16 protein-coding genes are annotated in these 13,417 nt (G+C 75.1%); 5 read left to right on the top strand and 11 right to left on the bottom strand.

The features are described from left to right. Positions 1 to 199: 199 nt before the first annotated feature. Positions 200 to 1,246 carry a CU044_5270 family protein gene (locus ACIA8O_RS18635; RefSeq protein ID WP_396294965.1) on the bottom strand — a complete coding sequence of 349 codons (1,047 nt, stop codon included), beginning with the start codon at positions 1,244 to 1,246 and terminating at the stop codon, positions 200 to 202. After that, positions 1,243 to 1,890 carry an RNA polymerase sigma factor gene (locus ACIA8O_RS18630; RefSeq protein ID WP_396294963.1) on the bottom strand — a complete coding sequence of 216 codons (648 nt, stop codon included), beginning with the start codon at positions 1,888 to 1,890 and terminating at the stop codon, positions 1,243 to 1,245. Before ACIA8O_RS18630 ends, ACIA8O_RS18635 begins: the two co-directional genes overlap by 4 nt. 146 nt (positions 1,891 to 2,036) lie before the next feature. On the opposite strand from ACIA8O_RS18630, the gene ACIA8O_RS18625 reads away from it, so the two are divergent. Next, positions 2,037 to 3,599 (top strand): serine protease, encoded by a 1,563-nt coding sequence (locus tag ACIA8O_RS18625; RefSeq protein WP_396294962.1) that lies wholly within the window; start codon positions 2,037 to 2,039, stop codon positions 3,597 to 3,599. A 58-nt stretch (positions 3,600 to 3,657) separates the two neighbouring features. Here the strand turns inward: ACIA8O_RS18625 and ACIA8O_RS18620 are convergent, their stop codons facing one another. After that, positions 3,658 to 4,071, bottom strand: coding sequence for a hypothetical protein (locus ACIA8O_RS18620; protein ID WP_396294961.1), 414 nt, complete (start codon positions 4,069 to 4,071; stop codon positions 3,658 to 3,660). Positions 4,072 to 4,357: 286 nt separating this feature from the next. Here ACIA8O_RS18620 and ACIA8O_RS18615 point away from each other — a divergent pair, with 286 nt between their 5' ends. Next, positions 4,358 to 4,762: a DUF4259 domain-containing protein gene (locus ACIA8O_RS18615; protein WP_396294960.1), complete on the top strand. Its 405-nt coding sequence runs from the start codon at positions 4,358 to 4,360 to the stop codon at positions 4,760 to 4,762. A 63-nt stretch (positions 4,763 to 4,825) separates the two neighbouring features. Here ACIA8O_RS18615 and ACIA8O_RS18610 read toward each other — a convergent pair whose 3' ends face one another. Continuing rightward, positions 4,826 to 5,911: a helix-turn-helix domain-containing protein gene (locus tag ACIA8O_RS18610; RefSeq protein WP_396294959.1), complete on the bottom strand. Its 1,086-nt coding sequence runs from the start codon at positions 5,909 to 5,911 to the stop codon at positions 4,826 to 4,828. A 118-nt stretch (positions 5,912 to 6,029) separates the two neighbouring features. Here ACIA8O_RS18610 and ACIA8O_RS18605 point away from each other — a divergent pair, with 118 nt between their 5' ends. Continuing rightward, positions 6,030 to 6,932: an alpha/beta hydrolase gene (locus ACIA8O_RS18605; RefSeq protein WP_396294958.1), complete on the top strand. Its 903-nt coding sequence runs from the start codon at positions 6,030 to 6,032 to the stop codon at positions 6,930 to 6,932. A gap of 17 nt (positions 6,933 to 6,949) precedes the next feature. Here the strand turns inward: ACIA8O_RS18605 and ACIA8O_RS18600 are convergent, their stop codons facing one another. Together ACIA8O_RS18600 and ACIA8O_RS18595 are read right to left on the bottom strand one after the other, a co-directional pair. Then, positions 6,950 to 7,540 (bottom strand): dihydrofolate reductase family protein, encoded by a 591-nt coding sequence (locus ACIA8O_RS18600; protein ID WP_396294957.1) that lies wholly within the window; start codon positions 7,538 to 7,540, stop codon positions 6,950 to 6,952. Positions 7,541 to 7,615: 75 nt separating this feature from the next. Further along, positions 7,616 to 8,380, bottom strand: a complete 765-nt coding sequence (locus ACIA8O_RS18595; RefSeq protein ID WP_396294956.1) for a GNAT family N-acetyltransferase — start codon at positions 8,378 to 8,380, stop codon at positions 7,616 to 7,618. An 86-nt stretch (positions 8,381 to 8,466) separates the two neighbouring features. Between ACIA8O_RS18595 and ACIA8O_RS18590 the strand changes: the two genes are divergently transcribed. Both ACIA8O_RS18590 and ACIA8O_RS18585 read left to right on the top strand, forming a co-directional pair. Further along, positions 8,467 to 8,862, top strand: a complete 396-nt coding sequence (locus tag ACIA8O_RS18590; RefSeq protein ID WP_396294955.1) for a hypothetical protein — start codon at positions 8,467 to 8,469, stop codon at positions 8,860 to 8,862. 170 nt (positions 8,863 to 9,032) lie between these two features. Further along, positions 9,033 to 10,040 carry a hypothetical protein gene (locus tag ACIA8O_RS18585; protein WP_396294954.1) on the top strand — a complete coding sequence of 336 codons (1,008 nt, stop codon included), beginning with the start codon at positions 9,033 to 9,035 and terminating at the stop codon, positions 10,038 to 10,040. A gap of 15 nt (positions 10,041 to 10,055) precedes the next feature. On the opposite strand, the gene ACIA8O_RS18580 is transcribed toward ACIA8O_RS18585, so the two are convergent. The 5 genes from ACIA8O_RS18580 to ACIA8O_RS18560 all read right to left on the bottom strand — a co-directional run bounded on the left by ACIA8O_RS18580 (position 10,056) and on the right by ACIA8O_RS18560 (position 13,388). After that, a complete protein-coding gene (locus tag ACIA8O_RS18580; protein ID WP_396294953.1) occupies positions 10,056 to 10,301 on the bottom strand; it encodes an acyl-CoA carboxylase epsilon subunit in 246 nt (81 codons plus the stop codon). Between the two features lie 10 nt (positions 10,302 to 10,311). Next, positions 10,312 to 10,866 (bottom strand): NADPH-dependent FMN reductase, encoded by a 555-nt coding sequence (locus ACIA8O_RS18575; protein WP_396294952.1) that lies wholly within the window; start codon positions 10,864 to 10,866, stop codon positions 10,312 to 10,314. Continuing rightward, positions 10,866 to 11,408, bottom strand: a complete 543-nt coding sequence (locus tag ACIA8O_RS18570; RefSeq protein WP_396294951.1) for a cupin domain-containing protein — start codon at positions 11,406 to 11,408, stop codon at positions 10,866 to 10,868. The genes ACIA8O_RS18575 and ACIA8O_RS18570 overlap by 1 nt, the downstream gene beginning before the upstream one ends. Then, the gene (locus ACIA8O_RS18565; protein ID WP_396294950.1) at positions 11,405 to 12,466 is read right to left on the bottom strand and encodes a type III polyketide synthase; all 1,062 of its coding nucleotides are present in this window, start codon (positions 12,464 to 12,466) and stop codon (positions 11,405 to 11,407) included. Before ACIA8O_RS18565 ends, ACIA8O_RS18570 begins: the two co-directional genes overlap by 4 nt. A gap of 130 nt (positions 12,467 to 12,596) precedes the next feature. Then, positions 12,597 to 13,388 carry an aminotransferase class IV gene (locus tag ACIA8O_RS18560; protein WP_396294949.1) on the bottom strand — a complete coding sequence of 264 codons (792 nt, stop codon included), beginning with the start codon at positions 13,386 to 13,388 and terminating at the stop codon, positions 12,597 to 12,599. Positions 13,389 to 13,417 lie beyond the last annotated feature (29 nt).

The following is a 13,417-nucleotide window of genomic DNA, read 5'->3' as shown; positions in this document are numbered from 1 at the left end:
AAAAATGCCAGGTCAGAGCAGGTTTGACGGAGCCTCAGGAGAGTCTCTGCGCGCCTCCCCGGAGGCGCCCGCCCCCACCACCCTCAGGCCACCCCGGGAGTGCGGCCGCGCCCCCGCCGGAGGCCCGTGAGGGGCCTTTCCGGGAGGGCGCGGCGTCAGTTTTTTCACGAGTTTCCGACCCCGCCGACGGCGGGGAGGGTCAGGCTGCGGACGGGGCCGGGAGGTCGCCCGGGCGGTCGACGACGGCGCGGGTCAGGACGGCGGAGGTGCCGAGGACGGTACCGGCCGGGCCGGCGTCGGTGGTCGTGGTGAGGACGGTGCGTTCGCCGAGGTAGTGGTGGGTGACGCGGTCGAAGACCCACTGGGTCTGTGCGCCGGAGGAGGGGGCGGTGCGGGCCACGGCCACGCCCTCGCGGCCGGCGGCGTCGGTGGCGGAGGGGACCACGGTGACGCCCGGGATCAGGGCGGCGGCGCGGTAGAGGGCGGCGGTGACCTGCGGGGGTGCGGAGGTCTCGGCGAGGAGGTCGCCGATGGCGGTGAAGGCGCGCTGGTCCGGGTCGCCGCCCTGGCCCCGGGTCTGATCGTGGATCAGGCGGAGCAGGGCGGCCGGGTCGGTCGGGAGCGAGGCGAGCCAGGCCGGGGTGGGGTTGCTCACCGAGGGGCCGGACGGGGAGGAGGGGGCGGTGCCGTCGACGGGGGTGCCGGGGGCGTAGCTGGTGACGCTGTCGGGGGCGCCGTCCTCGCGGACCAGGCCGGGGCGGCTGCCGTCGGCGGAGGACCAGACCCGGCGGGTGTGCACGGGCGGGAGGACGGCGGGGCCGCCGTCCGCGCTGCGCCCGGCGAACGCGACCCGGCTCTCCACGTAGACGAACTGGTCGGCGCGGGCGCCCGGCCGGGAAGCGGCACCGGCCCCGGAGGACACCAGGGCGATCCGGTCGAGCAGGTGGACGGCGGAGGTGGGGGCGTCCGCGACGACCGCGGGGGCGGGGGCCGCCCGCTGCCACGGCTGCACGGCCACCACGCCGGTGACGGCGCAGGCCAGCGCGACCCCGGCGAGGAGCAGCGGACGGCGGACGGGACGGGCCACCGCAACGGCGGGGGCGGGGGCAGGAGCAGGGGCGGCGGAGCGCAGCACCGACTCCTTGAGCTGGCGGCCGCGCGCGGCCCCCAACGGCGGCACCGGCGGCGGGGGCAGCAGCTCGGCGAGGGAACGGGAGGGGTCGGAGGGGGGCTGGGTGCGGTTCACCGGGAGGACTCCTGGAGGCGGAGGCGGGCGGGGGACGGAACGGGGGACGGGCCAGGGGACGGCGCAGGGGACGGGACGGGTGACGCGGCGTCGGACGGAGCCGGGCGGGAACGGCGCAGCTCGGCCTCGGTGAGCACCCGGAGCCGGTCGCGGGCCCGCGAGAGGCGGGAGCGGACGGTGCCGACCGGGATGCCGAGGGCCTCGGCGGCGGCCGCGTAGTCGAGGCCCTCCCAGACCACCAGGACGAAGACCTCGCGGTCGCGCGGCCGCAGCCGGCCGAGGGCGGCGCGGGCGGCCCGGAGCTGTTCGGCGTCGGCGAGGTGGGCGACCAGGTCGTCGGCGAAGTCGGGGAGCAGGCCGCGTTCGGGGACGCGGGCCAGGGCCAGGCGGCGCAGGCGGCGGGTGCGGGCGTTGCGGCGGATGAGGTTGGTGGCGATGCCGAGCAGCCAGGGCCGGAGTTCGCCTCCCTCGGTGCGCAGCGACTCCCGCGCGTTCCAGGCGGTCAGGAAGGTGGCCGAGACGATGTCCTCGGCCTCCGCCCAGTCGCCGGTGACGCGCAGGGCGTAGCGGTACAGCACGGCGGCGTGCTCGTCGTACAGCTCCGCCAGGGCGTCGCGGTCCCCCGCGCGCAGACGGTCCCTCATGTCCGGTTCCTCCCGTACGTTGTCACACTCCGCCCTGCCTCGGGCGTTGCGGGAGTTCCGGTGACCTGCGCCACACCGGGGCGGCCCGGCCGCCGCTGTGACCCGGATCACCGGAACGCGGCGGCGCCAGGGTGCAGGGCAGGGGCATGGACAACTCCCGCCCCACCCTCCCCACCCGCCGCGCCGCCCTGCGTTCGCTGGCCGTCGGCGTCGCCTTGCTGGTCACCGCCGCGCCGGTCACCGACGCCGTGGCGGCCGACGCCGGCACCTACACCCTGACGATCCATCACCTCGGCCGCGACGGCCGCCCCACCTCCACCTACGCCACCCACGTGATCGGCGTCTCCGGCCCGGGCGCGGACCTGACCGAGGCGCCGTACGACGCCTCCGGCACCACCAAGGTCCGGCTGCCCAAGGGCCGGTACCTGCTGGACTCCACCTTCACCGGCTCGGACGCGGTGGACTGGCTGGTGCAGCCCCGGCTGGACCTGTCCCGGGACACCACCGTCACCCTGGACTCCCGCCGCACCTCCCCGGTGGACGTGCGGCCGCCGGACGCCTCGGCGGAGTTCGTGAACAGCGGCGTGTACCTGGTGGTCGGCTCGGGCCCGGGCTCCCGGCTGGCGAACCGGATGTTCTCCCACCCGGAGGTCCGGATCGGCCACGTCGGCCCGGACGCCGAGCCCGGCACGGTCCGTCAGTCGTACGACAGCTACTGGCGGAACGGGGCCACCACCTACGCCCTCGGGTACGTCTTCACCGGCAGCCGGGCGCTGGACGGGCTGGTGCGGCACCCGGCGCCGCGGGACCTGGCCGCCCTGGAGGTGCGCGGGGCCGCCCGGCCGGGCAGCGAGGGCGAGGCCGTGGTGGACCTGTCCCCGGCGCAGGGGCCGACCATCGGGGTGCCGGCCAAGTTCCCGGTGCCGGCAACGGCGGAGTTCCTGGTCACCCCGGAGCGCGGCGCGTGGGACCTGATCTACCAGACGCCGCGGGTCGGTGAGGCCCGGCCGACCGTCTACCCCGCCCTCGGGCTGAACCTGCGCGCCGGGACCAGGACCGTGCACGCCTTCGACAACGCGGTCCTCGGCCCGCAGCTCACCACCCGGCCGGCGCTGGTCCAGGACGGCGACCAACTCACCCTGGACGTCTCGATGCTGGCGGACGGCGACGGACACGTGGCCTGGTCCCCGGCCTTCGACGCCACCGCCACCACGCTCCACCGGGACGGCCGGGTGGTCGGGACCGCCACCGACGCCCCCGGGCAGGCCACCTTCACCGTCCCGGCCGGCCGGGCGGACTACCGGCTGACCAGCTCGGTGGAGCGCGGCGGCGTCCCCGGGGCGGCGACCAAGGTGACGGCCGACTGGACCTTCTCCACCCGTGCGGCCACCACCGGCCCGACCCCGCTACCGCTCAGCGTGGTCCGCTTCTCCCCCGCGCTGCGCAGCGACGGCTCGGCGCCGGCCGACGCGGCGCTGCGGCTGCCGGTCACCGTCCGCGGTGCGGCGGCCGACGGGAGGCACCGTTCGCTGGGCTTCTCGTACTCGCTGGACGGCGGCGCCACCTGGCGTCAACTCCCGCTGGAGCGGGGCGCGGTGACCGTCCCGGCGACCGGCCGGGCGGCGGGCGTGAGCCTGCGCGCGGAACTGACCGACATCGGCGGCAACACGCTCACCCAGACCATCGTGGACGCCTACCGCACCCGGTAGGCCGGCTGACGGCCAGTCACCCTCCGGAGTGGGTCCGCCCACTCCGGAGGGCCGGAGCTCATTCGGCCCTGGCCAGGTCGACCGTCTCGCAGCTGTCCGGGTCCCCACCGAGGTGGTAGACCAGCTCGGGCTTCTTCCGGCTGCCGCCTATGTTGGCGTACTCGTGCACGGTGCCGCCCTCCGCGTCCAAGGTCATGACCACCTCCAGGATCCCGTCCTCGGCAGTGGTTTCGCGCAGCGCCCAGGTACCGGACGCGTGCGCGATCCGGACGACCTTCCCGCTGGTCCCGTGCACGCGGTGGCTCCAGTCGGAGACGGTCACCGTGCCGTCCGCTGCAAGGGTCAGCCTTCCGTTCGGATCCCCCCGGTAGGCCCCGGCCAGGTCGGCCGAGGTGATCCCGGCGGGCTGCTCCCCGACGCAGAGCACGTAGACGGCCGACAGGCTGCACCCGGAGAGCGCCGGGCCAGTCACCAGCAGCCCGAGGCCCAACAGCAGCGCCGACGTTCTCGTACCCCGGCCACGTCCTCCCGGTCTCCCCGGTCGTTCCCCCATGCCGCACGCCCCCGTATTCCGATGGCCGGGGGTGGCCAAGCATCCCCGGCACGCTCTTTTGAACACGTTCAGCTTAGCTTGGGGCGAGGCCGCGGCACCAGTCGCCCCCGGCCGTGCGGCCGGTGGACCACCCCGCTCCAACGGGGTGTCACCCCCCGCTGCGATGATCCTCCGGACACCACCACCCGAGTTGGGGGAGCACGCCATGGGCGCCTGGGACATCGGCCCGTTCGAGAACGACAACGCGGCCGACTTCGCCGCCTTCCTGGACGACGCCGAGCCGTCCGAGCGGGGCGAGATCCTGCGCCGGGTGCTGGCTGCCGTCGCGGACAGCACGGACTACCTGGAGAGCGACGAGGGCGCCGAGGCGGTGGCCGCCGCCGCCCTGATCGCCTCCCAACTCCCGGGCGGGGCACCGGTGTCACCCGCCTACGGCCCCAAGCAGCCGCTGCCCCCGCTCCCACCGGAGCTGCGGGCACTGGCGGCCGCCGCGCTGGGCCGGGTGCTCGGGGCGGACTCCGAGCTGGCCGAGCTCTGGGGCGAGACCGAGTACGCCGAGACCTGGCGCTCGGATCTCGGCCGGCTGACGACGGTGCTCACCGGGGCCTGAGCCCTCATCGGGCCCCGCCGCCCGGCACCACCGCCCCGCCCCCCGCTTCCCGCCGGCGCCCCGTCAGCCGCCCGTGCCCGCCGAGCCCTCGGCAGCGTCCTCGACCCCGCCCTCACCGTCCAGCAACCGCCGGGCGGTGAGGGCGATCCGTGCCCTGGTCAGGTCCGCCGGGTCGGTGAGGTCGAGGCCGAGGGTACGGCCGATCCCGTCGATCCGGCGGGCGACGCTGCTGTGGTGGAGGTGGAGGTCGTCGGCGGCACGGCGCAGCGAGCCGGTCCGGCAGTACGCCTCCAGGGTGGCCAGCCCCTCCGGGTCCGCGGCGAGCCGGGCGACGGCGACCACGTCCGGGTTGGCCCGCACGGCCGTCGGCGGTACCGCCGCCAACAGCGCCAGCGCACCCAACTCCTGGTGGCTGACCACCGGTTGGTGCTCGGTGGTGAACCGGAGCGCGGTGCGGGCCTGCGGCCAGGCCTGCGCCGGAGCGGCCGCCGAGCCGATGCCCGCCCGGATTCCGGCGGGGAAGGCCGACCGGTCCAGCGCGGCGGCCAGCAGCACCCCGACGCCGCCCAGCGTGGCCGCCTTCACCGGCCGACCGGGACAGACCGCCGCTCCGAGCCGGTCAAGGGCGAGCTCCGGAGAGCGGACGGCCACCACGCACAGGGGCCGGTCCGGTGAGAACCCGAGCAGCCGCAGCGCCCTGGCCCGGGCCGCCTCGTCGGCACCGGAGCTGACGGCCAGTTCGACCAGCGCCGGGTCGGCCATCGTGGTGCGGGCCGGCCCGTACCGCTCGACCGCCGCCGCGACGGCGATGGCCAGGCGGTCGAGCAGCACCTCGTCCAGCGGGCTCCCCGCGCCGCCGCGCTCCAGCCAGACCTCGCCGATCTCCTCCTCGTCCAGGGTGACCGCGACCCGCGCCGAGGCCTCCCCCGGCGGCCCCGCGACCTCGGTCCCCAGCGGCGAGAAGCGGACCGTCCGCTCCGTGCCGTGCAGCCGGATGCCGGTCACGCACTCGGCCAGCCCGGCGGAGGTGCGGGCCAGCGCGGGCAGGTCGACCCGGCGGCGCATCAGGGTGTCGTAGAAGCCGATGATGCGGATCGCACCGTCGACGTACGGATCGAGCCCGGACAGCCGGACCGCCAGTGCTTCCATACCGGCACCCTAGGCCCCGGCCCGCCCGGCATGCCTCCGCCGAACGGTGCGCCACGGGGGCGGGACGTGCGACGGGCGGCGGCTGACGGTGCGTCAGTGGGCGGACAGGATGGGCGGCATGGACCCTGAACTCGAAGCCTTCATCCCCTTCCTGCCCGACACCGACGTGACCGACCCGCTGACCGCCCGGCGCAACTTCGCCGAGCGGGCTGCCGCCCGGCCCGCCCCGGAGGCCGAACTGCTGGACGTCGAGGACCGCACCGTGCCCGGCGACCCGGACGTGGCGGTGCGGATCTACCGCCCCCGGGACGGGACGTCCCCCCTGGGCGCGATCATCTGGCTGCACGGCGGGGGGTTCGTCTTCGGCGACCTGGAGACGGAGCACCCGTGGGCGGCCAAGCTGGCCCACGGCTCGGGGGCGTTGGTGGTCTCGGTGGACTACCGGCGCTCCCCCGAGCACCGCTACCCGGCGGCGCTGGACGACGCCTGGACGGTGCTCGGCTGGCTGGCCGGGCACGCGGAGGAGCTCGGGGTCGACCCGGAGCGGATCGCGGTCGGCGGGCACAGCGCGGGCGGCGGCCTGGCCGCCGGGCTGGCGCTGCGCTCGCGCGACCGGCGGGGTCCGGCGATCCGCTTCCAGCTGCTCAACCAACCCGGCCTGGACGACCGCCAGGAGACCTGGTCCCAGCGGCACTTCACCGCCACCCCGTGGCACGACCGGGCCAAGCTGACCGCGATCTGGGCGCACTACCTGGGCGACGCGGTGGCCGACGAGTACGCCGCCCCCGCCCGGGCCACCGAACTCTCCGGCCTGCCGCCCGCGTACATCTCGACCGCCGAGTTCGACCCGCTCAGGGACGAGGAGATCGTCTACGCCCTGCAGTTGATGCAGGCCGGGGTCCCGGTCGAACTGCACCAGTGGCCCGGCACCTTCCACGGCTCGCAGGCGATCCTGTCGGCGGACGTCTCGCAACGCCAGCTCGCCGAACTCTGCGAGGTGCTGCGCCGGGCCCTGGCCTGACCGGTCGGGCGGCGTCCTCAGACCCGGTCGTAGGTGAGGAAGAGGACGCCGCTCTTCAGGGCGGTCTGGTCGGTCAGCTGCCAACCGCGGGGCTCGAAGGCGACCGAGCGGCCGAACAGCGGGATGCCGGAGCCGGTGCTCAGCGGGGAGAGCTTGAGCACCAGGCGGTCGATCTCCGCGTAGAGCGTGCCGGCCAGCTCGCCGCCGCCGCAGAGCCAGATGTCCCGGCCGTCCTCCTGCTTGAGCTCGCGGACCCTGGCGACCGGGTCGGTGGCGACCAACTCGACCGAGGGGTCCGGGAGTTCGGTGAGGGAGCGGGAGAAGACCAGGTGGCGCAGGTGCGGGTAGGCGTTGGTGACGCCGGCGTCCAGGCCGATCCGGTAGGTGTTGGTGCCCTCCAGCACGGTGTCGAAGCGGGTGCCCTCGGCGGTCAGGCCGAAGGCGGCGCGGGCCGGGCCCGGGAGGGTCTCGGGGTACTCGGCGACCAGGTGCTCGACGTAGTCCTGGCCGACCGGCCAGAAACCGTCCGGGCCGGTCGGGTCGCCGCCGGAGGGGGCGGCGATGTGGCCGTCCAGCGTGGTGGCGATGAAGTACACCAGCTTGCGCACGTTCACTCCTGATGATTGGTCAGCCCTCCGTCAGGGCCTGCCCGTTCAGCCATTTGATCATGGCCGTCAACGGCCTCAGGTGCGGGTGAAGGAGTGCCCCCTGCCCACCGGGGTGAAGCCCCGGCGCCCGTACCAGTACTGCGGCCAGTCCTCGGCGTCGGCGATCAGGAAGCGCAGCTCCACCCCGGCCGCGCGGTGCAGCGCCGTGGCGACCACGGTGTCCGCGTAGCCCCGGCGGGTGTGCTCGGCGGCGGTGATCAGGTCCTCGATCTGGGCGGCGCCGCTCGACGGGTCCAGGTAGAGGTCGGCCCAGGCCGCCACCTCCCCCTCCGGGGTCCGGGCCGCCAGGAAGAGCACCTCCTCCGCACCCCGCAGACGCGCCTGGCGGCGCTCGACCAACTGCCGCACGCCCTCGTCCGTCAGCTCCGGCATCCACTCGCGCAGCCGCTCCCCGTACGGCCCCGCCAGCTCCGACCAGCCCACCGGCTCGGCCCGCACCGCGGGCGGGGCCGGCGGCACCGGGCCGGTGTGGTGCATCACCAGCTCGGTGCTGTGCTGGTACCCGGCGGCGGCGAACAGCGGCGCACAGGCCGCCCCGAGCTCGTCGTCGTAGACCGTCAGCAACCGGTGGTCCGCGTCCGCCATCACCTCGTCCGCGAGCACGAGCAGCCCGGCCGGGTCGAGGCCCGTCCCGTCCACGTGCAGCTGGTTGTGCTCGTAGGACAGCGGGAACTCCGCGCTGCGCACCACGAACCCGCCCTCCACCTCCCGCACCGAGCCGGCCTGCCGCCGGGCGAAGGAGGTCCGGAAGGCGGTGATCCGCCGCAGTTCACTGGCCACCCTGCCGATGCTAGGTCAGCCCGCCCGGGGGGCAAGCGGTTTATCCCTCGGGCGGTGCCGTCGGCGTCGCCTGGCAGGATGGCCGGATGCTGCTGAACCCCGAACAGACCCTCTTCGTCCGCGGGACGACCCCCGTCCTGCTCCTCGCCGACGCGCCCGTGCACGCGGAGCTGCCCGCCGTCAGCGCACCCGACGGGACGGTGGCGACGGCGGCCCGCTGCGAGGGGTGGAGCATCGTGCCCAGGCTCACCCTCTGCGTCGTGGACGGCCCGGGGGACGCCGGTCTGATGGTGCCCGCCATGGTCGCGCCGGTGGTCGGTTCCCCGGCCGGACCGGGCGGGATGGCCGACTGGTGCGCCGACGCCGAACGGGCCGGTGGCGCCGTCGTGCTCTCCGTCGACGCCCTGCCCGACTCGTTCGACTGGTCCGCCCTGCTCGGCCGGGGCTCTTCCCGGGGAGGCTTCGTCCCGCTCCTCGGCTGAACCGCACCGGCCCCGCCCCGGGCCGAGCACCGGCCGTCTGCGGTGGATGGCCAGGTCATGGCAGGATGCCGGGGAACCATCAGGTGTTGAGGGGCCGTCACCAGACGTGGCGCGGGCAGGTGTTCGCGGTGGTGGTCCAGGGCAGAGCTAGTAGGCATGGGGGCAGCGGTATGAGTGGCGGGTTCGGCGTCTCGACGGCGGAGCTGGGCAGGCTCCAGAAGGACTGGCAGCAGATGAGCCAGCGGATGGCGGAGCTGCAGGCCAAGCTCGGGAAGATCCAGGACACCTTGGCCAAGGCGGTCGCGGTGGACCTGGCGGTCAGCCCGCTGGCGGGGATCGCCGGGTTCTACATCGCCTACGACGTGCTGAACGACGCCAAGGACGTGGAGAACCGCGCCCGGCACCTGATGGAGACCAAGGAGAAGCTCACCAAGGCGATCGCCGCGGACGCCCTGAAGCTCCAGGCCGTGATCCGGGAGTACCAGGAGGCGGAGCGCCGGATCGCCGAGGAGCAGAAGAAGCAGGACAAGGAGCGCGAGACCCCGGACAAGCCCAAGCCCACCGGGAACGGCAACGGCAATGGCCACGGGAACGGCCAGGGCAACGGGAACGGCCACGGTAACGGGCAGGGCAACGGCCACGGGAACGGCAACGGCAGCGGCGACCACGACGGCGGCGGGGACAACGGCGGCGACGCCTCCGCCACGCCGTCCACCGCCTCCGCGATCAAGGTCTCCGAGGTCGAGTACGGCGGCCGGGGCTCCTGGAAGAGCGGCCGGGCGGCCTGCGAGGACTACATCAACAAGACGCTCGACCTGATGGGCGTCACCGACCCGCAGGCCCGGGCCAACTGGATGCGCGGCCTGCTGACCATGACCGGCCGCGAGTCCTCGTACAACTCGATGCCGCTGGTCAACGACTGGGACAGCAACGCCCACGGCCCCAAGGTCGGCGACGGCTTCCCGCAGAACTGCTCGCGCGGCCCCTGGCAGACCATCCCGAGCACCTTCGCCGCCCACCACCAGCCGGGCACCTCCACCAACATCTACGACCCGGTCGCCAGCTGCGCGGCCGCGATGAACTACGTGATGGACCGTTACGGCGTCTCCAAGGACGGCCACGACCTGGCCTCCAAGGTCCAGCAGGCCGACCCGGGCCGCGGCGCCCGCGGCTACTGAGCGGCCACTGAGCAGTTACCGAGCGGGCAGCGCCGGGGCCGGCCGCCGGGCCGGCGGCAGGCACCAGCAGCCGGGAGCGTGGTACCCCGGTTCCCGCCAGCGGCTGGCGGCGGCCCACGACCGGGCCGCCGCCGGGAGCCGACGCCGGGTCAGCAGCGCCACCGCGACGGCCAGTTCGGCCGGTGTCGGCCCGCCCCGCACCACCCTCAGCTCCACCGGCCCGCCCACCGGCCCGCCCGCCGACCCCATCACCGAGCCCACCGCCGACTCCTCAGCGCTGCCCGGCGGCCCGGCCGAGCTGCTCCAGCAGGTCCCGGAGCAGCTCGGCCGTGACCCGGTCGGTGAGCCCGTCGCCCGCGCCCTCCGGCAGCAGGTCGGGGGCCGAGCGGACCAGCAGTCCGGGCCGGGCCACCACCGTGTTGCCCATCGAGTCGAGCACCCGGGCCGCCTCCGCCAGCGCGTGGTGTCCGTGCAGGCGGCTGGGGGTGGCCACCATCAGGGCGACGGGCTTCCCGGACAGGGCCGCCCCGGTCTTCGGCCGGGAGGCCCAGTCGATGGCGTTCTTCAGCACGCCCGGCACCGAGTGGTTGTACTCGGGCATCGCGATCACCAGCGCGTCCGCCCGGCGGATCTGCTCGCGCAGCCCCCGCACCGGCGGGCCCGGCGGCCGGGCGTCGAGGTCCTCGTCGTAGTGCGGGAGGTCCGCGAGCCCCCGGTACCAGCGGAACTCCATTCCCTCCGGGGCCAGTCGGGCGGCGGCCCGGAGCAGCCGTCGGTTCACCGAGCCCTCTCGCAGCGATCCGCAGACCGCGAGCACCCTGGTCATCACGCTCCTCCTTCGGACCCGGCCGCCGCCTCGTACCGCAGCGGGGTCAACTGGTGCACGTCGTAGCGCTCGCGCAACCGGGCCACCGCCCCGGAGTCGACGCCCCGGCCGGAGTCGAAGATCTCCATCAGCTGCTCGAAGTAGCGCTCGTGGTCCGGTGGAGGGGACTGCTGGAACAGCATCCGGGCCGGCCGGTCGGTGCGGTTGGCGAAGGCGTGCGGGCAGCCCGGCGGGACGAACAGGCAGCTGCCCGCCCCGGCCCGGACCGGCCGGTCCCCGGCGGCCGAGCGCCAGTCCCGCCAGCCCTCGGCGGTCCGCCGCCGCGGCTCGAAGGCCAGGAAGTCGAGCTCGCCCTCCAGGACGTAGAACAACTCCTCGCCGCGCCGGTGCACATGGGCCCCGACGTCGAAGCCGGGCGGCACCACCACCTCGAAGGTGGAGGCGGCGCGGGAGTGCTCGCCGGTCACCTTGAAGGTGACCTCGTGCGCCCTGGTGACGAATCTCCGCCCGGCTCCGGGCGGGACGATCAGCGCCTCCGTCACGGCTGCCCGCCTCCCACCGTCCAGCGGCCGAGCGCCATTTCGGCCGTGATGCCGGGGCCGAAGCCGGCGATCACGCCCCGGCCGCCGGGCTCCGCGCCTCCCGCGTCGAAGAGCCGGCCGAGCGCGTCCAGCACCACCGCGCTGGCGATGTTGCCGTACTCGGTCAGGGTGGCCCGGCTGTGCCGGAACGCCTCCCGGGCCACGCCCAGGAAACGGCTGAGGTCGTCCAGGATGCGCGGGCCGCCGGCGTGGATCACGTAGAAGTCCAACGCCGAGGCGTCCCAGTCGTGTTCGGCCGCCAATCGGCCGATCACCGGGGCCAGCGGCTCCATCGTGCCGGGCACCCGCCGGTCCAGCCGGAAGTGGAAGCCGGTGGACCTGACGTCGTAGGAGATCCACTCCTCGGTGCCGGGGATCAGGTACGAGCCGTTCCGCTCCAGCGCCATCCCGGCGCCGCCCCGGCCACGGACCACGGCGGCCGCCACCGCGTCCCCGAACAGGCCGTCGGAGAGCAGCGAGCCGACCCCGACGTCGTCCGGCTGGTAGCAGAGCGAGCAGAACTCGCAGGAGACGATCAGCACGTTCGCCCCCGGGTAGGCCCGGCAGAAGTCGTGCGCCCGGTTCACCGCCGCGCCGCCGGCCGCGCAGCCGAGCTGGGCGATCGGCAGCTGTCTGGTCTCCGGCCGGAAGCCCATCGCGCCGACCAGCCAGGCGGTCAGCGAGGGCATCGCGAAGCCGGTGCAGGAGACGTACAGGATCAGGTCGATCTCCGGCGGTGCGAGCTCCGCGTGCTGGAGCGCCTGCCGGACCACCGGGGGCACCCGCTCCTTGGCGTGCTCGGTGTACACCCGGTTCCGGGCCTCGAAGCCCGGATGGCGCAGGGTCTGCTCGATCGGCTGCACCAGGTGCCGGGTGCGTACTCCGGTGTTCTCGATCAGCCGCAGGGCGAGCGGCAGTTGGGGGTTGTCGCGGTGCAGCCTGCGGGCCATCTCCAGGCTCTCCGCCATCGTGATCACGTGTTCGGGCACCGCCACGGCGGGTCGACACAGCACGGCCACGGTGGCCACCACCTCTCGGACGGGTTTCTCTGGGAGCTCCACCGTCCCCGGCCCGCTGTCCCGGCCGCCTGAGCCCCCGGTCCCCACTCCGGTCCGTCACGCCCACGGCCGCCCGGGCCGGGCCGGCCGCTCAGAGCGGCTCGCCCGCCAGCGCGGCGTACCCGGCGGCCAGCTCCTCCAGCACCGGGTGCTCGGACGGGTAGGCCACCGCGTCGATCGCGGTGACCGGCCGCAGGCCCAGCGGCATGGCCGCGTTGGTGGCGAACGCCGCCTCGAACTCCGGCAGCCGGCCGGGGGTGACCACCTCGCGGCGGCCCGGCAGCAGCCCGTCCAGCAGCTCCTGGGTGACTCCCGGCAGGTACGGGGCCTCGGGCCAGACCACCTCGCCGCCCCGGACCAGGCCGAGGTTCCAGGTGCCGCCCTCCCCCACCGCGCCCTCCGGCGAGACGAACAACGCGTCGTCGTACCCGGCCAGTTGGGCCTCCCTGCGGTGGTGCAGCGCGCCGAACAGACCGACCGCCTTCACCTGTGGCAGGTCCCGTACGTACGTCACCGAGCGGACCCGCAGCGGCGGCCAGGCGGCCGCCGCACCGGCCGGACGGGTCGTCACCAGGACGGCGGGGTCGGCCTTCCCGGCCGGACCGGCCAGGTCCAGGGCCGGGTCGAAGACGGTGATCCGGACCATGACGTCCCCGCCCGCCGCCGGGACGGCCCGCCGGGCGTACTGCCGCACCCGGTCGAGGTCCAGCTCGGCCGAGAACAGCGCCCGGCAGTCCCGCCGCAGCCGCTCCAGGTGCAGGGCGAGGCCGCGCACCCAGCCGTCGGACACCCGCAGGGTGGTGAAGTGGCCGTAGTTGGTGAGCGCCAGCGCCTGGAGCTCCTCGGGCCGCACCGGCCTGCCGTTCAGTTCCGTCTCGGTCATGCCCGGCAGCATGCCAGGTCCGCGACGCG

The organism is Kitasatospora sp. NPDC051853 (assembly GCF_044452665.1).
Classification (GTDB): Bacteria; Actinomycetota; Actinomycetes; order Streptomycetales; family Streptomycetaceae; genus Kitasatospora.
Note: the sequence above shows the minus strand (reverse complement) of the source record. Positions and strands in the feature narration are given on the sequence as shown.